A 21014-nucleotide genomic window follows, 5' to 3' on the forward strand; every position below is an offset into this window, starting at 1 on the left:
ATGGTGTCCTGAGCAGCGCGCCCTCCGCGCACGGGACGCGGACCTCCGCGTCGGCCGTGTCAGCCCTTCAGCCGGGCCATCCATGCCTCGACCTCGTCGGACCGGCGCGGCAGCGTGGCGGACAGGTTCCGGTTGCCGTCCTCGGTCACGAGGATGTCGTCCTCGATCCGGATGCCGATCCCCCGGTACTCCTCGGGCACGGTCAGGTCGTCGGCCTGGAAGTACAGTCCGGGTTCGACCGTCAGGCAGACCCCGGGCTCCAGGATTCCGTTGACATACGACTCCGTGCGCGCGACGGCGCAGTCATGGACGTCCATGCCGAGCATGTGACCGGTACCGTGCAGCGTCCAGCGGCGCTGCAGGCCCAGCTCCAGGACCTTCTCCACGGACAGGTCGCCCAGCAGGCCCCACTCGACCAGCTTCTCGGTGAGGACCCGCTGAGCGGCGTCGTGGAAGTCGCGGAAGGCGGCGCCGGGCTTCACAGCCGCGATGCCTGCCTCCTGGGCCTCGTACACCGCGTCGTAGATCTTGCGCTGCAGCGGCGAGAACGTGCCGTTGATGGGCAGGGTCCGGGTCACGTCGGCGGTGTAGAGCTCGTTGGTCTCCACGCCCGCGTCGAGCAGCAGGAGCTCGCCGGAGCGGACCGCGCCGTCGTTGCGGACCCAGTGCAGCGTGGTGGCGTGCGGCCCGGCCGCGCAGATCGAGCCGTAACCGATGTCGTTGCCGTCTACGCGGGCGCGCAGGAAGAAGGTGCCCTCGATGTAGCGCTCGCTCGTGGCCTCGGCCCTGTCGAGGACCTTCACGACGTCCTCGAAGCCGCGCGCCGTGGCGTCGCAGGCCTTCTGCAGCTCGGCGATCTCGAAGGCGTCCTTGACCAGGCGTGCCTCCGAGAGGATGACGCGCAGTTCCTCGTCACGCTCCGCGGTGACCTTGTCGTTGAGGGCGGCTTCGATACCCGCGTCATGTCCGCGGACGGCGCGCACCGGGCCGGTGGCCTCGGCCAGCGCGGCCGGGAGCTCGCGGACGTCCTTCGCCGGGATACCGAGCAGCTGCTCGGCCTCGGTGAGGGAGTTGCGGCGGCCGACCCAGAGCTCGCCCTGGCCGTCGAGCCAGAACTCGCCGTTCTCACGGTCGGAGCGGGGCAGCAGGTAGACCGTCGCCTCGTGTCCGCCGCCGGCCGGCTCGAGCACCAGGACGCTGTCCTGGGTCAGGTCACCGGTGAGGTACGCGTACTCGGTGGAGGCTCGGAAGGCGTACTCGGTGTCATTGGAGCGGGTCTTCAGGTTGCCCGCGGGAATGACGAGCCGCTCGCCGGGGAAGCGCGCGGAGAGCGCCGCGCGGCGGGCGGCGGTGTGCGATGCCTGGGCGATCGGCTCCAGACCGTGCAGCTCGGTGTCGGCCCAGCCGGACTTCATGTTCTCGGCGAGCTCATCGGAAATGCCCGGGTACAGGCCGTTCTTCCGCTGCTTGATCGGCTCTGCTTCTGCTGTTTCCGGGGTCTCCGGGGCGAGCTCCTCAGACACGTTTTGTCCTCCTTGTACGACACTGGACCTTCCCCATCGTACGGGCGTACGGAAGGGGGCCCAGTGCCGGAAGGCCTCTTACAGGTGCGGAGCTGCCCTCAGTCGAAGCGCACGGCCAGCAGGGCGACGTCCTCGGTGCCGCGGTTCCGGTCCGGGACGTCGGGCAGGACGGCCCGCAGGATGTGGTCCACGACGGCTCCGGGATCCTGGCGCAGGGCTTTCGGAATCCCGGCCGCCGCCGTGTGCAGCCGCGCGAACGCACGGTCCATGGTGTCCCCGGTGCGGCGCAGCAGTCCGTCGGTGTAGAGCAGCACCGTCTCGCCGGGCAGAGGGGTGAATTCCACGCTCGGCGCTTCCCAGCAGGAGAGCATGCCCAGCGGCGCGGAGAGGGTCGTCTCCACGAATTCGGTGCGCCGGTCGCCGGTCACCAGTGGTGGGGTGTGCCCGGCCCCGGCGAGCAGGATGGTGCGCCGGTCGGGTTCGCAGTACGCGTAAAGGGCGGTCGCCGCGGCGGCCGGTTCGGTCAGCCGCAGCAGCAGTTCCAGATCGGAGAGGACGGCGACTGGGTCCTCTCCCTCCAACACGGCGTAGGCCCGTAGGCCGGCGCGGAGCCGGCCCATGGCGGCCAGGGCGGCCGGCCCGGAGCCGCCGACCGAACCGACGGCCAGGCCGAGGGCATCGTCCGGGAGGGGCAGCGCGTCGTACCAGTCGCCTCCGCCCTCGGACGCGGCCAGGCGGCGGGCGGCCAGCCGCACTCCGGGAATCCGAGGCAGCCTGCTGGGGAAGAGCTCCTCGGCGATCACGGCGGCATCCGCCCTGGCGCGTTCCAGTTCGAGCAGGCGGGCCAGGTGTTCGGCGGCGTAGCGGGCGTACACCCCGACGAGATGGCACTGGCGTTCCAGCGGTTCGGCGGGTTCGTCGTACAGCCAGACGGCCGCACCGAGCCGGCCGGAGGTTTCGGTGGCGAGGGGCTGCGCGTAGCTGGCGGCGTATCCGAGCCGGGCCGCGACCTCGCGGCAGCGGGGGTCGAGGCGGGCGTCGCCGAGGATGTCGGGACTGGCCAGGGGGCCGTCGGTATCCGGGAGACCGTCGAGGAAGCGGCCATATGCGGTGGCGCTGCGCGGCACCGTCTCGATGTGTCCCAGTTCGGCGTGGGCGAGGCCGAGCCCGATCGTGCGGGACGGCCCGCGACCGTCGGAGGGTTCGAGGATGAGGAGCCCCCGGCCGGCCCCCACCAGGGCTGCCCCGGCGCCCAGGAGTTCATGCAGGGCGCTGTCCAGCGTGCTGGTTCCGGCCAGTCGTTCGGTGAGTTCGTGCAGTGTGGTGAGGTCGGAGACCCACCCGGCCAGCCGGTCCTGGATGAAGGCTCCCGGCGCGGAGGACGCACCTTCCGTAGGCGCGGCAGTGTGCGTTGAAACGGGAACCATGGGATCGATTCCAGCCACTTTCGGAAGGTGGGGGGCGCTCATGGCAGTCGGCTTTCCGACCGGTGTGTTTTGTCGAATAGCATCGCAAACCCCCATGTCGTTCTGCGCCGCTATCGGTGCAACCACATGTACACGTCCCCACATCTACACGCACAAGTAAGGTGATGTCCAGCATTGTCCTTACGGTATTTACGGTGTCCGTGAGAGAGTTAACTTGGCTGAAAAATGCACCCCCGGGCCACTTTTTGCGGTCGACTGGGTGCGCTCGACAGGGGGCACCCTCGGGGTGAAATGCCGGAGGGAGCGTCATCCCGGGCATGCTGGGTACGTAATCGTGGATGGCCAGGGGCAGTTGTGACCGCCCCGGAACCCGACAGCGAGCCCGGGCGTCCACACAGATGACGGCCGCCCACCCATCCCCCGAGTTGCGGGGTTGCACAAGGGACGGCACGCGCGATGCGCACGCCGACCGCGCGATGTTTTGACTGGACTCGGCTCGGTTCAACTCGGTTCGACTCGGCTCAGATCCATTCTGTTCGGTTCCACTCTGCTCTGCTCTGCTCGGCTCACGCTCGGTACCGACTACCCGTCCGTGCCGCAGGCCCGATGAGCAAGCACGCACAGCGAAGAGACGCACACGTGGTGTAACGAACACGTGGTGTGATGTGGACCTCGGCGTTCAACGGAAAGGAACGAGCGCTCATGCGCGAGATCCTCGGAAGGCGACGCAGGCACCGGCCCCGGCGCAAGGGAAGTTCCGCCCAGCTCGACGCGGCGCTGACCTGTGCCACCGTCCGGAAGTGGCCCGTGCTCCCCGGAGCCGGGCTGGCGACGGGAGCCGTACGCGGCGAACGCGGCCGCGGCTGCGCCTGTCCCGACCCCGAGTGTGCCGTTCCCGGCGCACATCCCTTCGACCCCGGTCTCCTCGCGGCGACCACCGACGCGCGCATGGTGCGCTGGTGGTGGACCAACCGGCCCACCGCCCCCGTCGTCCTGGCCACCGGCGGTCAGGCACCCTGCGCGCTGAGCCTGCCGGCAGTCGCCGGCGCCCGGGCGCTGACCGCGCTCGACGGCATGGGGCTGCGGCTCGGCCCCGTGGTGGCGACACCCACCAGGTGGTCGCTGCTGGTCGCTCCGTACACCCTGGAACGCCTCGGCGAACTGCTGCACGCCAAGGACTGGGTGCCCAGCTCTCTGCGGTTCCACGGGGAGGGCGGCTATCTCATCCTGCCCCCGTCCGAGGTGGGCACGGGACAGGTGCGCTGGGAGCGCGCGCCGGAAGCCGGGAATGCCGTGCCGTGGCTCCCGGATGTGGAGTCCGTGCTGGACGCGCTCGTCGAGGCGAGCAACGGCGCTCCGGACGGCGGCAGTCGGCTCGCGTACTGAGCGGTCGATGGTTCACCGACGCGGGAACAGCGGGCGGCTCACTCTTTCAGGGGTGTGGGGCCGCCCGGGTCCCGCGTGATCAGGCGGGTGGCGCGTCTCGGACAGGTGTAATTCCGTCCCCGTGAAAGCCGGTGCCCACAGACTTTCTGACGGCTTTTCGCAGATTGCGGGAACGGTGCACCCGGTGATGCCGATGTGAATGTTTCCCTGGTGCTGTGGGCGCATTCGTGGTGTCCGGCAGGGGCCCCGGCATTTCTGTCCGAAAGCGAACGCCGGTACGGCCCGTAGCCATGCGGCGCGCGCCCACCGGCGCGGAGCGCGCAACGGCCCCGTGCGCGGCGGCTGCCCGGCGTGGAGCTGTGGCGGTACGGATGTGCGGGGGCGGGAGGCAGGTGCGGGGCCGGGCGGTTGCCGCAGGCCCGCCGATGCGCCGAGTGCTCCGGCGTGCGCCCCGGCCGTCCGGGCCCGGAAACTAAGACGCCCGGCCGCTGGCGACGGGGGATGCACCAGCGACCGGACTTCCAGAACCGTAACAAGAGATCTGCCGTTAGCAAATTCGATCTGGCCTATTCGGACAGCGATTTACCGACGGGTACGGGGAGTTGTGACGGGCGTCACCGACGCGTCCCGGGTCTCGTCACTGTCAGCTGAGCGTCACTTGGCGGTTGGTGAGCCCGCCGCGTGCCCGGCGCTCCTCGGCCGTCAGCGGCGCGTCCGAGGCGAGAGCTTCGACGAGCCGCTCCGCGAACTGTGCCGCGGGCTTCTCGCACTCCTGGGCCCCCATGGCGCTCGGCAGATCCCAGACCGGGACCATCAGCCCGTGGGCGCGGAACGAGCCCACCAGACGGGTCCCCTCGCCGAGCGAGGAGGTGCCCGCCGCGTGCAGCCGGGCGAGGGCGTCGAGGAGCTGCTCCTCGGGGTGCGGCATGACCCAGCGCAGGTGGTTCTTCTCCGGGGTCTCGCACCAGTAGGCCGCGTCCACGCCGGAGAGCCGGGTGGTGGGGATGGCCGCCGCGTTGGCGCGCTCCAGGGAGGCGGACACCTCGGCCGTGGCGTTCTCCGCGTCGGGGACCCAGAATTCGAACCCGGAGTGCACGGTCGGCTCGAACGCGGCGTCGGGGTCGAGGACGTCCTGCAGTCGCGGGCCGTCGGCGGGCACCCGGCGGGCGGCGACCGGCGAACCGGGCTCGGCCTCCAGGGCGCGCTGCAGGGTGTCCGCGAGATCGCGGCTGAGGTCGCCTGACGAGGTGTCGTTCTGCAGGGCGAGCAGGACGGAGCCGTCGTCGCGGCGCAGCGCCGGCCAGGCCATCGGCAGTACGGTCGCGAGCGATACGGACGGCACGCCCTCGGGGAGCCCGCCCTTCAGCGTCAGCTCGACGGTGGCTGCCGGGACCAGCTCGCGCAGGGCGATCCAGTCGCACTCTCCGGAGATTCCCTCGAAGGGGCGCTGGACCAGCTCGGTCACGGCGTGGGCGGCGGCCCGTCCGTGACATGCCTTGTACCGGCGGCCCGAACCGCACGGGCAGGGCTCACGAGCTCCTACGACCGGGATTTCACCGTCCTTGAGCTGCGGCTTCCCGGCCTTGGACTGAGGGCGCTTCTTGGCCATGGTGGACGTTCTCCCGATTGCGACAGTGCGGTCTCGGGCGCGAGCCTAGCCGTCCCTGTCATTGCCGGGGCACACCTGCCGTGGCACCCTCGCGGCCCGCTCCGCCGTGCCGCGCGCCGTACCGCTCTCAGCCTGCGTCGTCGAAGGCGTCGAGAACGTCTGCGAGTTCCAGCCCGTCGAGCGAGCCGAATCCACTCATTCCGCGCAACCCGTCCAGTCCGTCCAGTCCGGACCGTTCGCGGCGTGAGGACCTCGCGGCACCCGGGCCCGCGGTCGGGAAGCCGCTGTGGCCGTGCTGGTCCGTGGAGACCAGGGCCCAGACGGTGACCTCGCCGACCGCGTCGTCCCTTACGCCCCACTCCTGGGCGAGGGCGCTGATGATGTTCAGTCCGCGCCCGCCGCGCGCCGTGACCGATGGTGTGGACGGGACCGGTCTGGTCGGTCCGCCGCCGTCCGTGACCTCGACGGTCAGGTCGCCCCTTCTGTCCACGCGCCATGCGGCGCGGATGTCGCCGTCACCCACCTCTGAGTGCTGCCCCAGCGGTCTGCCGTGCCGGCAGGCATTGCTGAGGAGTTCGGAAAGGATCAGTACAGCGTCGTCGACCACGGTGTCCGAGACCCCGTTGCTGCGCAACTGCTCACGCATACGGTGCCTCGCCTGCCCCACGCCCGCAGGGCCATGGGGTACGGCCATGCTCGACGACGTCGGCACTTCCTGTGCCACCACAAACGCCACCCCCGAGACCTCCTTTGCCCCACGCCACGGATTGGATGCCCCCCTGGACTGCGCCGGAAACCGGCCAAAGCCCTGTCAGTGATGCACTCGTAACGATCGATTGCGGAGTGAATGCGCCGGTGCACCCCCTGTAACTGATGCTAAGAGCGGCCAAGTTGCGACAGAACCTGTTTCGGTCGGTTTGTGATGATTGCTTCCACTCCGAGGCGCACGCAGAGCTCGACGTCCTCCGGCTCGTTCACGGTCCAGACGTGCACCCGGTGCCCCGCCCGGTGCAACCGCTCGATGTACCCGGGGTGATTGCGTACGATCCGCATCCCCGGGCCGGCGATCCGGGCCCCGGCGGGGAGCCGCCCGTCGCGCAGCCGCGGTGAGACGAACTGCATCAGGAAGACGGTGGGGAGGGTGGGGGCGGCGGCCCGGACGCGGTAGAGGGACCGCGCGGAGAAACTCATGACGCGTACAGGGGACGGCCCGTCCGCCGGTGGCGCGTCCAGGCCGAACCGCTTGAGCAGATGGAGCAGCCGTTCCTCGACCTGCCCTGCCCAGCGCGTGGGGTGTTTGGTCTCGATGGCCAGCTGGAGCGGCCGGCCGGCCGCCCGGACGTCGTGGGCCAGTTCGAGGAGCCGTTCCAAGGTGAGTACGGATGTGAGCTCACCCGGCACCGGGTCCCAGTCCGGAGACTCCTCGTGGTCCTTCCAGGAGCCGAAGTCGAGGGCGGCGAGATCGGCCAGTTCCAGTGCGGAGACGGCACCCCTGCCGTTCGACGTGCGGTTCACCCTGCGGTCGTGAACACAGACGAGCTGCCCGTCCGCGGTGAGGCGCACATCGCACTCCAGGGCGTCCGCCCCGTCCTCGATGGCCTTCCGGTACGCGGCCAGGGTGTGCTCGGGGGCGTCGTCCGAGGCACCGCGGTGGGCGATGACCTGGATGGGAGGCTGTTGTGAGGGTAGGCGTGCGTGGGTCACCGCGTCATCGTGTCACCGAGACGCGTCGGGTGCTGACACCTTGTTGTGTAGGACCGTTTTGCCTGATGTAAAGATTGGTGTGCGGATGCACAGGTCCTGCTTACAGTGGCCTGACGTGCTGTGGGAAAAGCTGACTGCAGACACGTGCACAGCGGATCTCTTGCCGAATGCCGAGTGGAACCGAGGAGTAAAGAGCTGTGAGCACCGAGAACGAGGGCAACGAGGGCACCGCGGTTCCGTCCGTACCGTCTGTTCCGTCCGCACCTCCCGTGCCGGCTGCCGCTCCCGAGGGCATCCCGCAGGGAGGTCCGCCCGCGCCGGAGGCCCCGCCTGCCGCTCCCGCGGACGCGCCGACGGCCCAGGTTCCGGCCGCGACGCACCAGGAGGGCGCCGAGCCGTACGCCGCCGCGCACGAGGAGTACCCGTACGCGCCGCCGTCGCCGCAGCAGCCTCCGGCCGGCTCGGCCGCCTGGCCGCCGCCCCCGCCCGCCATTCCCTCGTACGCCGACGGCGGCAGCCCTCCGGCCTGGGGTGCCCCGGTGCCCTCGGAGCCCGAGCCCCCGCGCAAGCGCCGCGCGAGCGGTCTGGTCGCCGCTGTGGCGGTGGCCGCACTGGTCGCGGGTGGCGTCGGCGGAGCCCTCGGCTACTGGGCCGCCGACAGCAACGACTCCGGCTCCTCGGGGTCGACCACGGTCGCGGCCTCCAACAGCCCGAAGGACTTCAAGCGCGACGCGGGCACGGTCGCCGGCGTGGCCGCTAGCGCCCTGCCCAGCGTGGTCACCATCGACGCGCAGTCCGGCGACGGCGAGGGCGGCACGGGCACCGGCTTCGTGTACGACAAGGAGGGCCACATCCTCACGAACAACCACGTGGTGGCCTCCGCGGCGGACAGCGGTCAGCTGACCGCGACGTTCTCGAACGGCAAGAAGTACGACGCCGAGGTGGTCGGCCGGGCCCAGGGCTACGACGTGGCCGTGCTGAAGCTGAAGGACGCCCCGGACGGACTGACCCCGCTGGCCCTCGGAGACTCCGACAAGGTCGCGGTGGGCGATTCCACCATCGCGATCGGCGCGCCGTTCGGTCTCTCCAACACGGTCACCACCGGCATCATCAGCGCGAAGGACCGCCCGGTCGCCTCCGGTGACGGTTCCAGCAACAAGAACTCGTACATGAGCGCCCTGCAGACCGATGCCTCGATCAACCCGGGCAACTCGGGCGGGCCGCTCCTGGACGCGGGCGGTGCGGTCATCGGCATCAACTCCGCCATCCAGTCCACCAGCGGCGGCGGCGTCGGCCAGTCCCAGGCCGGTTCCATCGGCCTGGGCTTCGCCATCCCGGTCAACCAGGCGAAGAACGTCGCCGAGCAGCTGATCAAGACGGGCCAGCCCGTCTACCCGGTGATCGGCGCGACGGTGACGATGGAGGAGAAGACCGGCGGTGCCGTCATCTCGGAAGAGGGCGCGGGCGGCACCCCGGCCGTCACTCCGGACGGTCCCGCGGCCAAGGCCGGGCTGAAGGCCGGCGACGTGATCACGAAGTTCAACGACACGGCGGTCGAGAGCGGGCCGACGCTGATCGGCGAGATCTGGACCCACAAGCCGGGCGACAAGGTCACGCTCACCTACAAGCGCGACGGCAAGTCGGCAACGGCCGAACTCACCCTGGGCGAGCGCAAGGGCGACAGCTGACCGGCTAGGCTGTTCCACGCATCGAGCCGTTCCCCGGCCACCGGGGGCCGGCGACGACGCGGGGTGGGTTGCCCGAGCGGCCTAAGGGAACGGTCTTGAAAACCGTCGTGGCGCGAGTCACCGTGGGTTCAAATCCCACACCCACCGCAGTTGAACGGCCCCTGACCAGGTATCTCGGTCAGGGGCCGCTCTCTTTGCGCTGTCCGTCAGCATGTGACCCGCCCCGTGGCACCGGATCCGGCCCGGCCAGGGCCGCCGTGGTCACTCGGTCGTCCGCGGAGAAACCCTCAACGAGCAGCGTGTGGTCAGGGGTTCCGTCGCGGCGTGGTCAGGCGTGCGGCCGAGGCGATCGCCGCGCGGGCCTCCTGTTCGGTGAGGCCGGTGCCGACCGCGGCGTCGGTGAGGGCGTCGGCGAGGTCGTCGCCGAAGCCGTTTTCGTACGCGCGGCAGGCCGCCCAGAACAGGCGGGTGTTGCGCTGGCCCTCGTGTGCGGCCCGTACGAACTGGACCAGGCCCTGTCCTTGCCGGGTGGGGGCCGTCCGTCCGACGGGGTGGTGGGGGCGTTGCCGGGGCGTGAGCAGGCGCAGGAGGCCGCGGGGGCAGGGGGCCGGTGCCAGATGGGCCGTGCCGGGGGCGAGCCGGTACCGCCCGTGGGCCGTGACCGAGCCGGGGCCGACGAGGTATCCGCCCGCTCCGCGTACGTCGATGCCGGGAGCGAGGCGCCCGGCGGAGTTGGACACGGAGACCCCTGACGGGCCCGTCAGCCAGAGGTGCCGCCCGCCGCTGGGCGTGAGCACCGTGACGGTGTCCGGGATGGTGAACAGGTGCTGGAGGGCCAGTTGCTGGAGCGCGGCCACGGAATCGTTGCCATGGGTGGTGTCGATGTCGAGGTCGATGCCGATGAGGCGGTGCGGTGCGCGCCCGCAGGCGATGCCGTACCCGGTGGCTCTGGGCGCTGCGGCGAAGAGCGCGCGGACTGCGGCCGGATCGGTGGTGGCGTCGTGGACCCCGTGGCCCGGCAGCCCGCAGGCGCCCCTGCAGTGCAGGGGCGGATCTTCGTCGCGGTGCGGTGAGCGCAGTGCGGGGAGCTTGGTGGCGGACAGCGGGAAGACGGGGAGCCCGCGCTCGGCGGCGGAGAGCGCGTGGGCCAGGGCCAGGGTGGCGGTCTGCCGGTCGGTGGTGGCCATGGAACCATTTTCGTACAAGCGTTCGAAGAAGGGAAGAGGGCCACGTCTGCTCGGGGCGGAACGCTTCTCCTCGCACGGGAGGTTTATCGGGCCTTCCTCATACGTGCGGGGGAATCGCGCATCATGGGCGGTTCGCCGGGGATGCGGTGGGCAGTTTTGCTCCCGCGACGTCGTGACCAGCACCGAGGCGGTCGGCCAACTGCTTCGGAACCTGACGTATCAAGCCGCATTTTCGGTTCCTGGAGGAAATTGACATGGCAAGTATCCGTACCGCTCGCGCCCTCGCCGTCGTCGCCGCCCTGCCTCTCGCCGCGGCCTTGTTCGGAGGGGTCGCGGTGGCCGACAACGGTTCGTTCGCGAACGACGGATCGAACGCGGCGGTGGCAACCATCGGATCCGGCGGTGTCGGAGGGAACAACTCCGGCAATTCATCCACATCGCAGCAGCAGGCCGTCGGTCTCGGTGCCTCCAACCACAGCAACTCGGCCCAGGTGAACGGATCGGCCTTCACGGCGATCGACCAGTCCACGCGCATCATCGCGGTGACCTTCACGCCGCTCTGGTGAGCTGAGCGGAGTGGGCCCGTGCGAAGGCGGCCACGGTCGCCGGCGCGCGGGCCGCTTCCGTGCGACGGGATGAGCCCCCGGGGTGAGCCCCCGGGATGAGCCCCCGGGGTGAGGACCCTGAGGTGGGTGGACCGTCCCTCCACCTTCAGGAGGTGGAGCCCGCCCGGCCCCTACAACCTGAGGCGGACGTGGCTTCGGGACCTGGGGCCGATCCCCTCGCCCCCGCCCGCTCCTAGCGTGGAGTTATGACCACGCCAGTCTGCACCGGCGCCTCCAGGGCGGCCGCTGCCTCCGCCGGACACCGCCGCTATCCGTCGTTCTCGTCGTACGTGCGGGCCCGGGGCCCCGTACTGCTGCGCACCGCGCGTTCCCTCACGGCGAATCCGAGCGACGCCGAGGACCTGCTGCAGACCGCCCTCACCAAGACGTACGTCGCCTGGGAGCGGATCGAGGACCACCGTGCGCTGGACGGATACGTCCGCCGCGCCCTGGTGAACACCCGCACGTCGCAGTGGCGCAAGCGCAAGGTCGACGAGTTCGCCTGCGAGGAGCTGCCCGAGAAGGAGGCCGCGCCCGCGCCGGACCCGGCCGAGCAGCAGTCCCTGCATGACGCGATGTGGCGTGCCGTGCTCAAGCTCCCGGACCGCCAGCGCGCCATGGTGGTCCTGAGGTACTACGAGGACCTCAGTGAGGCCCAGACGGCCGAGGTGCTGGGCGTGTCCATCGGCACGGTCAAGAGCGCCGTGTCGCGGGCGCTCGGGAAGCTCCGCGAGGACCCGGAGCTCAGCCCGGTCCGCTGACCGGCGCTCCCCGCGTGGCCGCCCCGGCCCCCAGCGCGGGTGATCCGTACCCCTCGGGCGACCCGTCCCGCGGCCCGGTTCTGTCGGGCGACATCGATTCGTACTCCCGGAAGTAGTGACATACCGCGTGGTATGTGAGCAGAATCAGCGCACTCTTACCGCCGCGTAGCGCCCACCGGGAGGACGCCGTGCTGAGCACCATGCAGGACGTACCGCTGACTGTGACCCGCATCCTGACCCATGGGATGACCATCCACGGGAAGTCGCAGGTGACGACCTGGACCGGCGAGCCGGAGCCGCACCGGCGCAGTTTCGCCGACATCGGCAGGCGCGCCGCACAGCTGGCGCACGCCCTGCGCGACGAGCTGGGTGTCGACGGCGACCAGCGTGTCGCGACCCTCATGTGGAACAACGCCGAGCATGTCGAGGCGTATCTGGCGATCCCCTCGATGGGCGCCGTACTGCACACGCTCAACCTGCGGCTTCCCGCCGAGCAGCTGGTCTGGATCGTCAACCACGCCGACGACAAGGTCGTCCTCGTCAACGGTTCGCTGCTGCCGCTGCTCGCACCGCTGCTCCCCCACCTGCCCTCCGTCGAACACGTGGTGGTGTCCGGCCCGGGCGACCGCTCCGCGCTCGAAGGTGCCGCGCCCCGGGTGCACGAGTACGAGGAGCTGATCGCCGGCCGTCCCACCTCCTACGCCTGGCCCGAGCTGGACGAACGCCAGGCAGCCGCCATGTGCTACACCTCCGGCACCACGGGGGAGCCCAAGGGCGTCGTCTACTCCCATCGCTCCATCTACCTGCACTCCATGCAGGTCAACATGGCCGAGTCGATGGGGCTGACCGACAAGGACACGACCCTGGTCGTCGTGCCTCAGTTCCACGTGAACGCCTGGGGCCTGCCGCATGCGACGTTCATGACCGGCATCAACATGCTCATGCCCGACCGCTTCCTGCAGCCGGCTCCGCTCGCCGAGATGATCGAGCGGGAGCGGCCGTCGCACGCAGCGGCCGTTCCCACCATCTGGCAGGGGCTGCTGGCCGAGGTCACCGCCAAGCCGCGAGACCTCTCCTCCATGGCCAGCGTCACCATCGGCGGCGCCGCCTGTCCGCCCTCACTGATGGAGGCGTACGACAAGCTCGGCGTGCGCCTCTGCCACGCCTGGGGCATGACGGAGACGTCGCCGCTCGGCACCATGTCCAACCCGCCCGCCGGGCTGACCGAGGAGCAGGAGTGGCCGTACCGCATCACCCAGGGCCGGTTCCCGGCCGGTGTCGAAGCGCGGCTGACCGGCCCCGGGGGCGAACACCTGCCGTGGGACGGCGAGTCCGCGGGTGAGCTGGAGGTCCGCGGTCCCTGGATCGCCGGTGCGTACTACGGTGCGGACGGCGGGGACCTGCGCCCCGACGACAAGTTCAGCGAGGACGGCTGGCTGAAGACCGGGGACGTCGGCGTGATCAGCGACGAGGGCTACCTCACGCTGACCGACCGGGCCAAGGACGTCATCAAGTCCGGAGGCGAGTGGATCTCCAGTGTCGACCTGGAGAACGCGATCATGGCGCACCCGGATGTGGCCGAGGCCGCGGTCGTCGCCGTACCGGACGAGAAGTGGGGCGAGCGGCCCCTCGCGACCGTCGTCCTCAAGGAGGGCGCCACCGCCGACTATGCGGCGCTCAGGACCTTCCTCGCCCAGTCCGTCGCCAAGTGGCAGCTGCCCGAGCGCTGGACGATCGTCCCGGCGGTGCCGAAGACGAGCGTCGGGAAGTTCGACAAGAAGGTGATCCGCAGGCAGTACGCCGACGGAGAGCTGGACATCACGCAGCTCTGAGCCGGGCGGCCCGGCCGAGGCAGGGTCACGGCACACGAGGAGGGCGGTACGGATCTTCCCGTACCGCCCTCCTCGTATGCGCCCGTTGGCCGCCGGGCGTCAGTTCGTCCCTATCTTCGCCAGCAGATCCACGATCCGTGACTGCACCTCGTCGCTCGTCGAGCGCTCGGCGAGGAAGAGCACCGTCTCACCGGAGGCGAGCCTCGGCAGGTCCGCCTCCTCCATGCCGGCCGAGGTGTAGACGACCAGCGGCGTGTGGTTCAGCGCGCCGTTCGCGCGGAGCCAGTCGATGATCCCCGCACGCCGGCGGCGTACCTGCATCAGGTCCATCACCACCAGATTCGGCCTCATCCGGGTGGCCAGATCGACCGCCTCGCTGTCGCCCGACGCCCGCGCGACCTGCATGCCGCGGCGCTCGAGCGTCTCCGTCAGCGCCAGCGCGATCTCCTCGTGCTCCTCGATCACCAGGACCCTCGGCGGATGCTGGTCGCTGTCGCGCGGGGCGAGCGCCTTGAGGAGCACGGCCGGGTCGGCACCGTAGGCCGCTTCCCTGGTCGCCTGTCCCAGACCGGCCGTCACCAGCACCGGGACCTCAGCCGCCACAGCCGCCTGACGCAGTGACTGCAGCGCCGTCCGGGTGATCGGCCCGGTCAGCGGGTCGACGAACAGCGCGGCGGGGAACGCCGCGATCTGGGCGTCGACCTCCTCGCGGGAGTGCACGATCACCGGACGGTAGCCGCGGTCGCTGAGGGCCTGCTGGGTGGAGACGTCCGGGGCGGGCCAGACGAGCAGCCGGCGCGGGTTGTCCAGCGGCTCCGGGGGCAGTTCGTCGTCGACGGGCTGCGGCTGCGGGCGGTTGGCCACCTCGACGGCGCCACCGGGGCCGTCCAGTGGCTCCGGCCCCTCGGCGCCCTCGTCGGGCGCGCCGATCGCGTACGAGCGCCCCTCGGACGCGGGCGGGGACAGAAGCCGGCTGGAGCCGGAGCCCTGCACGGTGCTTCCCTGTGTTCCGCCGGTCTGCGACGGAGCAGGGGCCGGGGCGGGCTGCGGCGGCACGGGCGCCATGGCGGGCGGCGCCTGGCGCTCGGCCTCGGGCGGGGCGGCGAGCTTACGGCGCCGCCCGGCGCCGCCGAGCGTCTGGTTCTGCTGATGCGCGAGGTGCTGCGCGAAGGGCACGCCCTGCCCCAGCGTCCGCACGCTGAACGCACGGCCCTGGGTCGAATCGGAGGACATCGGCATGGGCGCCTCGGCGGGCAGCGGCTGGCGCCGCGCGTCCGGGACGGGCGTCGGCGCGTCGCTGTCGGCCGGATGCGGCTCCGGTGCCGACGCGGGCTCCGGCGCGGTAGCGGGACCGGCCGGGGCGGCGACGGTGCCCGTGGTGTGCGTGGTGCTGCCGGGAGACGCCCACTCGTCGCCTGCCGGGTCCACCTCATCATCGGGTTCCGGCGCGGCCGGGTCGTGAACCGTGCCGTCCTGCGCCCAGTCGGGCTGCGGAGGAACGGCGGGCAGCGGCTGCCCGGGAACGGGATGGCCCGGCCGGGCCTGCGGCTCCGGCGCCTCCGAGGACCGTGCCCTCCGGCGGCCGGACGGCGCGGGGTGCGGCTGCGGCGGGGTGTGGTCCGCGTCCGGTGCGGTCCGTACGGCGTCGTGGCGCTCGGGCAACGGGCCGTCTCCGGCCGGGGCAGGCCGAGCACCCGAGGGGACCGGTTGCTGAGCGGGCGGGGCAGGGGCCGGCTGCGGAGCGGGCGAGGCCGGAGAGACGGCGGAAGGCGGCGCTACGACCGGCGATCCCGGAGCCGTCGGCGGGATCCGGTCCGCCGCGGCGGGCGGCAGCGCGAAGGCGGTACGCGGGCCCGAGGGCTCGGCCGCGGCGGCGCGCTCCTGAGCGGCGGCGAGAGCCCGGCGGGCCCGTCGCCCTCCGGGCTGCTGTGCCTGCTGCTCCGGCCGCGACTGCTCCTGCTGCCCAGAAGCCTCGGCCGAGGCGAGAGCGGGCAGCGCGGGCTGGACTCCGCCGCCCTGACGCCCGGTCCGCCCGGAGGCGTTCTGCGGCACGCCCTGGGGCGGCACCGTCTGCCCGAGCTGCGGGCGGCCGCCACCCCCCTGAGCACCCTCGGCCGCCGTGACCACGGAACCCTCGGAGGGGGCGGAGGCCGCCGCGGGGAGCGCCAGTGCCTGCCGGGGCAGCTCAGCCGCGGTTTCCGTACCCGTACCCGTCTCGGCGGGGCTGGGCCGGCCGCGCCTGCGACCGGAGCCCTCGCTCTGCCGGGACGGGGTGATGTCCTGTTCCTGCTGATCCTGAGGTTCCGTGGATCCACGGCGCGCCCTGCGCCGGCCGGTCGGCTCCGCGGCCGCGGTGTCACCGGCCTCCGGACCGGCCGCTTCTCCGTCGACGGGGCTGTCCAGGAACGCGTCCGTGGACGACCTGCGCGCCCGGCGCCGGCCGCCCTGCGCGGGCTGGGGGGCGGGCTCGGGTGCGGCGGCTTCCTCGGGCACGGGGAGAGGCTCGGGCACGATGGTCCCGGCGCCCGAGCCGAGCGGCACCTCCAGGACGTACGCGCTGCCGCTCATCCCCGGCATCTCGTGCGTCTGGAGCACGCCGCCGTGCGCGCGCACGATCCCGCGCACGATCGGCACATGCACCGGGTCGCCCCCGGCGAACGGCCCGCGCACCTCGATGCGTACGACGTCACCGCGCTGCGCCGCGGCCACGACGACCGTGGAGTCGACATAGCCGCCCCCCGGCACCGGCCGGGCCTTGCCGGTCGAGTCGACACCGGCCACGTCGGCGACGAGGTGGGCGAGGGCCGTGATCAGCCGGCCCCCGTCGACCTCGGCCTCGATCGGTGGTGCGTGCACCGCGAACTGCGCACGTCCCGGACCGATCAGCTCGACCGCGCCGTCGATGCCCGCGGTGACCACGGAGTCGAGCAGCACCGGCTGCTTGACGAGTTCCTCGGCGCCGTCGTCCAGGCGCTGGTAGCTCAGCACGTTGTCGACGAGCGTCGTCATGCGCGCGTAGCCCGCGGCGAGGTGGTGCAGGATCTGGTTGGCCTCGGGCCAGAGCTGGCCGGCCGGATCGGCGGCGAGGGCCGAGAGTTCGCCCCGCAGCTCCTCGAGCGGCCCGCGCAGGGACTCGCCCAGCACGGCGGTCAGCTGGGTGTGCCGGGCGTCGAGGCCGGTGAGACGCTCCGCCTTCTCCTCGAGTTCGGAGGCGTACCGCTCGGTCCGGTCGGCGGTCTCTGCCGCGTGCCGCTCGGTGAGCGCCTCGACTTCGGCGCGGTGCTTCTCGGTGAGCTCGGCGATCTCGGCCGCGTGCCGTTCGGTCAGCCCGGAGACCTCGTCGGTGTGCTGCTGGGTCAGTTCCTCGTAGGGCCTGCGGTCGGTGAACGTCATGACGGCGCCGACCAGCTGGTCCCCGTCACGCACCGGAGCCGTCGTCAGATCCACCGGCACCTGGGCGCCGCTCTTGGACCAGAGCACCTGGCCGCGCACCCGGTGCTTGCGGCCGGACCTCAGGGTGTCGGCGAGCGGCGACTCGTCGTACGGGAACGGGTCGCCCTCCGCGCGCGAGTGAAGGATCAGCGGGTGGAGTTCCTGGCCGCCGAGGTCGCTGGCGCGGAAGCCGAGGATCTGGGCGGCGGCGGGGTTGACCAGGACGACCCGGCCGTCCGTGTCCGTACCCACGACGCCCTCGGAGGCGGCCCGCAGGATCATCTCCGTCTGGCGCTGCGAACGGGCCAGCTCGGCCTCGGTGTCGACGGTGCCGGAGAGATCCCGGATGACGAGCATGAGCAGCTCGTCACCGGTGTAGCTGGAGTGGATGTCGTTGTAGCCGGCCTGGCCGCTGTCCAGGGACGCGCTGGTGACCTCGACGGGGTAGTCGGTGCCGTCGGTCCGGCGCGCGGTCATCCGCGTCGGCTTGGTCCTGCCCTGCTCGTCCGCAGCATCCGGCCTGCGCATCGACCCCGGGATCAGCCTGGAGTCGAACTCCGGAAGCAGATCGAGCAGTCCGCGCCCCACGAGCGCGGTGCCCGGGGTCTCGAACATTTCGAGGGCGATGGTGTTGGCGTTGACGACCGTGCCGTTGCAGTTGACGAGCAGGAGCCCGTCCGGGAGGGCGTCGAGTATGGCTGCGAGGCGAGCAGCGCCTCGGGATGGCCTGCTGCTCACGAGACGCTTCCTCCCTGAATACCGCACCTTGCCGACAGCGGGCCCCATCCTGCCCCTCGGGCCTCAGGCTGTCACTGGAGGAGTCTAAAGGCAGGGAGCGCATGGCGGGCGGCGGATGAGGGGGAGCTCTCACCAAGGTTCTGTGCACACGGTGTACGCCGGTGGTCCATGTCGTGACCGCGAGCGCCCCCTCTGACGTGCTCCGATGCGTTCCGGCGTGCGTTCGGAGACCGCCCGAAGTGGCCCTGGAACCCGCACCACAGGCCCTCCGGAGCGGCCTTGCGCGCGCCCCGGCGCGCGCCGTCCGGCCCCGCCGAAGTCCCGGCGCACGCCCCGCCGAACCGGTTAACGCGCGGAGGGGAGCACCGGCACGAGGTTGTTCCAGCGAGAGATCTCGCAGCCGTTGGCCCGGCTGAAGCGCGCGTCGACGTCCTCCCCCTGCCAGGTGCCCTGCACCCGGGCGGCGGCGGGTCCGCCGGCCTGCTGGGTGCACATGGCATTGCGGTCCGTGGCCACGAACGGGTTGCCCCCCGACTCCGCGGCCTCGTCCAGCAGGTCGCAGGCACGCTGCGCGGCCGGGTGGCTGCCGCCCGCCGGGCCGCACTCCAGCTCGAAGACCCCGTCGGCCGCCGGATTGCCGGACTCGGAGACCGTGACGGTGAGCCGGGTCTTCGTGTCCTGCGCCGTCGGCCAGTCCCCCTGGAGCAGGGGAAGCGGAGGCAGCGGCACAAGAAGGGAGGCGGCGGTGGCGGCGGGCGCGGCGGCGGACAGCGCCGCGAGGGACGCGACAGCGGTGAGGGCGAGACGGCGCAGCATGCGGGGCTCCTGTTGTTCAGGCGCGCCCGGGAGCGCGCCGGCCTGCTCCGGTACGCGCCGGGTGGTGGCGCGCGCCGGGCACATGGGGGGTGACGGACGGAGGGCGGAGCCCTCGTTCTCTCTAACGCTCCTTACGCCCGCACGTTGCGCAACTCATGGGGGGCCGACCGGAACAGCCACGCCGGAGCACCCGCCCGGGCGCGCCGTGGGACCGCTGCCGGGCACGAGGCTGAACCCCTGGCCGGGGACGCGTCCGGAACACCCGGCCGGACACCCGCCGCAGGGCGCTTTGCCTAGCCGCCCACCTGCCTAGTACCGTGGGCGGCGATTGGTGACAGCGCGCTCGACTGTGTCATCATCTGCACGCACCACTCGCGCTCGCGCGGGGTGTGCTGGAGGCGTCGCCTAGTCCGGTCTATGGCGCCGCACTGCTAATGCGGTTTGGGTCTTAAAGCCCATCGAGGGTTCAAATCCCTCCGCCTCCGCAGGATCCCGAAGCCCCGTGCCCCAGGCACGGGGCTTCGGTCGTATCCGGCCCCTGAAAACCTGCTTCAGAATCGCGTTTCCGCAGGTCAGGTGTGGTTTGGCTAATGGATTTCGCGTCACGGCGCAGGTCATGTAATGTTGTTCTCGCAACGCCGACCAGGGAGAAAAACCCCGGGAGGCAAGCACCGAGGCCCAGGCCGAGGACAAGCACTCGTAGCTTAACGGATAGAGCATCTGACTACGGATCAGAAGGTTGCAGGTTCGAATCCTGCCGAGTGCACAGCAGACCAGAGGCCCTCAGGAGAAATCCTGAGGGCCTCTGTCGTATGTCGTGAAGGCGGTGTCCGACGGGCCGTGGAGCGCGGGTGAGTTGAGGCGGGCGGCAAGGACGAGCCACCGGTTCGACTCGGTGAGCCGGAATCTGCGGTGGCCAGCCCGCGTGCGTCCGGCCCCTGCGCCGGGCGGGTCGGCCTGTGCGGCCACACCCACCCGGTCGGGCAGGGGCCCGAGTTGTCGTCCACGAGCCCGACAGGAGCCCGGTCCGGTCAGGCCGACTCCTGGACGGCCGGGCCCGCCTGCGCCCGCTCCTGCACGACGCGGCGGCTCCGGGTCGGCATCCCGAGCATCGGGTTGGCGACGCCCCAGGCCGCGCCTTTGCAGACCAGTTCCTTGTAGGCGGCGGCGAACCGCCCGGTCAGGGCCGCCCGGACGGCGCGGTCGTCGGCGGTGACGTACTGGATCAGGCCTTCCTTGCGGCCCAGCGAGATGCACTGGTTGAAGTAGCGGAGCGGCGCGTTCGGGAGCTTTCCGCCGGTCAGGCGTGCCGCGATGGAGTCGGCGGCCTGCCACGCGGCGGGCGTGCCCGAGGCGCACGACATCCGCAGCGGCTTGTCGCCGGGGCCCATGGCCATGGCCGCGTCGCCGATGGCGTACACGTCCGGGTGCGAGACCGAGCGCATGGTCCCGTCGACCACGATCTGACCTGTGCCGGTGACCTCCAGGGTGGTGGCCTTCGCGATCGGGTGGACCGCGAAGCCGGTGGTCCACACGGTGACCGCGGCCGGGACGGATGTGCCGTCGGCTGTCGCGACGCGGTCGGCCTCCACGCCGGTGACGGCGGTGTGCTCGTGCACGGTGATGCCGAGCTTGTCGAAGACCTTCCGCACGTGTCCGCGGCCCTTGGGCGAGAGCCAGTCGCCGAGCCCGCCGCGGGCGGCGAGGGCGACGTCGAGGTCGGGGCGGGTCTCGGCGATCTCGGCCGCGGCCTCCAGGCCGGTGAGGCCGCCGCCCACGACGACCACGGGCTGCCCGGCGTCCAGGCCGGCCAGGCGCTCGCGCAGCCGTAGCGCTCCGGGGCGGCCGGTGATGTCGTGGGCGTACTCGGCGGTGCCGGGAACGCCTTGGGTGTTCCAGCCGCTGCCGAGGGCGTACACGAGGCTGTCGTAGGCCAGCTCCTCCGCGCCGTCCGCGTCGATTACGGCGACTGTTCTGCGGTCGACGTCGACACCGGTGACCTTCGCGAGCTTCAGTTCGACGCCGGTGCCCGCGAACATCTCGCTGAAGGGCCGGGGCCGGAGGTCCTGGCCGACCGCCAGCTGGTGCATCCGGACGCGCTCGACGAAGTCGGGCTCGGCGTTGACGAGGGTGATGGCGACGTCTTCGCGGCGCAGTCGCCTGGCGAGGCGGCCGGCGGCGATGGCTCCGGTGTATCCGGCTCCGAGAACGATGATGCGGTGCTTCATTTCCCTGCTCCTGTCTCGCGCGGGTTCGCCACTTGAACCGGACAGCCCGCCGATTCCTGACAGGACCGCGATGTGAAG

General features: G+C 71.5%; 14 protein-coding genes and 3 tRNA genes. 8 read left to right on the top strand and 9 right to left on the bottom strand.

Annotated features, from left to right (window positions below):
• Positions 1-59 precede the first annotated feature (59 nt).
• Both ACFWFI_RS17230 and ACFWFI_RS17235 read right to left on the bottom strand, forming a co-directional pair.
• A complete protein-coding gene (locus ACFWFI_RS17230; RefSeq protein ID WP_387390527.1) occupies positions 60-1523 on the bottom strand; it encodes an aminopeptidase P family protein in 1464 nt (487 codons plus the stop codon).
• Between the two features lie 98 nt (positions 1524-1621).
• On the bottom strand, positions 1622-2950 hold the full coding sequence (locus ACFWFI_RS17235) for a PP2C family protein-serine/threonine phosphatase (RefSeq protein ID WP_387390530.1): 1329 nt from the start codon (positions 2948-2950) through the stop codon (positions 1622-1624).
• A 702-nt stretch (positions 2951-3652) separates the two neighbouring features.
• Between ACFWFI_RS17235 and ACFWFI_RS17240 the strand changes: the two genes are divergently transcribed.
• Complete coding sequence (locus ACFWFI_RS17240; RefSeq protein ID WP_387390532.1) at positions 3653-4336, top strand: bifunctional DNA primase/polymerase; 684 nt, start codon at positions 3653-3655, stop codon at positions 4334-4336.
• A gap of 643 nt (positions 4337-4979) precedes the next feature.
• Here the strand turns inward: ACFWFI_RS17240 and ACFWFI_RS17245 are convergent.
• The 3 genes from ACFWFI_RS17245 to ACFWFI_RS17255 form a co-directional block, all read right to left on the bottom strand.
• Positions 4980-5945 carry a DUF5926 family protein gene (locus ACFWFI_RS17245; protein ID WP_387390535.1) on the bottom strand — a complete coding sequence of 322 codons (966 nt, stop codon included), beginning with the start codon at positions 5943-5945 and terminating at the stop codon, positions 4980-4982.
• Positions 5946-6072: 127 nt separating this feature from the next.
• Positions 6073-6681, bottom strand: coding sequence for an ATP-binding protein (locus ACFWFI_RS17250; protein WP_387390537.1), 609 nt, complete (start codon positions 6679-6681; stop codon positions 6073-6075).
• Between the two features lie 140 nt (positions 6682-6821).
• Positions 6822-7649, bottom strand: coding sequence for a glycerophosphodiester phosphodiesterase (locus ACFWFI_RS17255; protein WP_387390540.1), 828 nt, complete (start codon positions 7647-7649; stop codon positions 6822-6824).
• A 197-nt stretch (positions 7650-7846) separates the two neighbouring features.
• On the opposite strand from ACFWFI_RS17255, the gene ACFWFI_RS17260 reads away from it, so the two are divergent.
• Complete coding sequence (locus ACFWFI_RS17260; protein ID WP_387390542.1) at positions 7847-9337, top strand: S1C family serine protease; 1491 nt, start codon at positions 7847-7849, stop codon at positions 9335-9337.
• 62 nt (positions 9338-9399) lie between these two features.
• Positions 9400-9484: transfer RNA gene (locus ACFWFI_RS17265), tRNA-Ser, on the top strand.
• Positions 9485-9642: 158 nt separating this feature from the next.
• On the opposite strand, the gene ACFWFI_RS17270 is transcribed toward ACFWFI_RS17265, so the two are convergent.
• Positions 9643-10524 (bottom strand): bifunctional DNA primase/polymerase, encoded by an 882-nt coding sequence (locus ACFWFI_RS17270; protein ID WP_387390544.1) that lies wholly within the window; start codon positions 10522-10524, stop codon positions 9643-9645.
• A gap of 254 nt (positions 10525-10778) precedes the next feature.
• Here ACFWFI_RS17270 and ACFWFI_RS17275 point away from each other — a divergent pair, with 254 nt between their 5' ends.
• The 3 genes from ACFWFI_RS17275 (at position 10779) to ACFWFI_RS17285 (ending at position 13722) form a co-directional block, all read left to right on the top strand.
• Entirely contained in the window at positions 10779-11090 is a 312-nt protein-coding gene (locus ACFWFI_RS17275; protein ID WP_387390547.1) for a hypothetical protein, read from the top strand.
• A gap of 245 nt (positions 11091-11335) precedes the next feature.
• Positions 11336-11890 (top strand): SigE family RNA polymerase sigma factor, encoded by a 555-nt coding sequence (locus tag ACFWFI_RS17280; RefSeq protein WP_387390550.1) that lies wholly within the window; start codon positions 11336-11338, stop codon positions 11888-11890.
• 188 nt (positions 11891-12078) lie between these two features.
• Positions 12079-13722, top strand: a complete 1644-nt coding sequence (locus ACFWFI_RS17285; RefSeq protein ID WP_387390552.1) for a long-chain fatty acid--CoA ligase — start codon at positions 12079-12081, stop codon at positions 13720-13722.
• Positions 13723-13821: 99 nt separating this feature from the next.
• Here the strand turns inward: ACFWFI_RS17285 and ACFWFI_RS17290 are convergent, their stop codons facing one another.
• On the bottom strand, positions 13822-17892 hold the full coding sequence (locus tag ACFWFI_RS17290) for a PAS domain-containing protein (protein ID WP_387390554.1): 4071 nt from the start codon (positions 17890-17892) through the stop codon (positions 13822-13824).
• 345 nt (positions 17893-18237) lie between these two features.
• Entirely contained in the window at positions 18238-18708 is a 471-nt protein-coding gene (locus tag ACFWFI_RS17295; RefSeq protein ID WP_387390556.1) for an SSI family serine proteinase inhibitor, read from the bottom strand.
• A gap of 394 nt (positions 18709-19102) precedes the next feature.
• Between ACFWFI_RS17295 and ACFWFI_RS17300 the strand changes: the two genes are divergently transcribed.
• Positions 19103-19193: transfer RNA gene (locus ACFWFI_RS17300), tRNA-Ser, on the top strand.
• 208 nt (positions 19194-19401) lie between these two features.
• Positions 19402-19474 (top strand) — tRNA-Arg (locus ACFWFI_RS17305).
• A 265-nt stretch (positions 19475-19739) separates the two neighbouring features.
• On the opposite strand, the gene ACFWFI_RS17310 is transcribed toward ACFWFI_RS17305, so the two are convergent.
• Positions 19740-20936 carry an NAD(P)/FAD-dependent oxidoreductase gene (locus ACFWFI_RS17310; RefSeq protein WP_387390558.1) on the bottom strand — a complete coding sequence of 399 codons (1197 nt, stop codon included), beginning with the start codon at positions 20934-20936 and terminating at the stop codon, positions 19740-19742.
• Between the last annotated feature and the right edge of the window lie 78 nt (positions 20937-21014).

The organism is Streptomyces sp. NPDC060209, assembly GCF_042728155.1.
Lineage (GTDB): Bacteria > Actinomycetota > Actinomycetes > Streptomycetales > Streptomycetaceae > Streptomyces.

Excerpts from the sequence above, each read along its gene's own strand:
- ACFWFI_RS17295 (WP_387390556.1), bottom strand. The coding sequence starts at position 18,708 with ATGCTGCGCCGTCTCGCCCTCACCGCTGTCGCGTCCCTCGCGGCGCTG.
- ACFWFI_RS17240 (WP_387390532.1), top strand. The coding sequence starts at position 3,653 with ATGCGCGAGATCCTCGGAAGGCGACGCAGGCACCGGCCCCGGCGCAAG.
- ACFWFI_RS17275 (WP_387390547.1), top strand. The coding sequence starts at position 10,779 with ATGGCAAGTATCCGTACCGCTCGCGCCCTCGCCGTCGTCGCCGCCCTG.
- ACFWFI_RS17280 (WP_387390550.1), top strand. The coding sequence starts at position 11,336 with ATGACCACGCCAGTCTGCACCGGCGCCTCCAGGGCGGCCGCTGCCTCC.
- ACFWFI_RS17310 (WP_387390558.1), bottom strand. The coding sequence starts at position 20,936 with ATGAAGCACCGCATCATCGTTCTCGGAGCCGGATACACCGGAGCCATC.
- ACFWFI_RS17270 (WP_387390544.1), bottom strand. The coding sequence starts at position 10,524 with ATGGCCACCACCGACCGGCAGACCGCCACCCTGGCCCTGGCCCACGCG.
- ACFWFI_RS17245 (WP_387390535.1), bottom strand. The coding sequence starts at position 5,945 with ATGGCCAAGAAGCGCCCTCAGTCCAAGGCCGGGAAGCCGCAGCTCAAG.
- ACFWFI_RS17235 (WP_387390530.1), bottom strand. The coding sequence starts at position 2,950 with ATGGTTCCCGTTTCAACGCACACTGCCGCGCCTACGGAAGGTGCGTCC.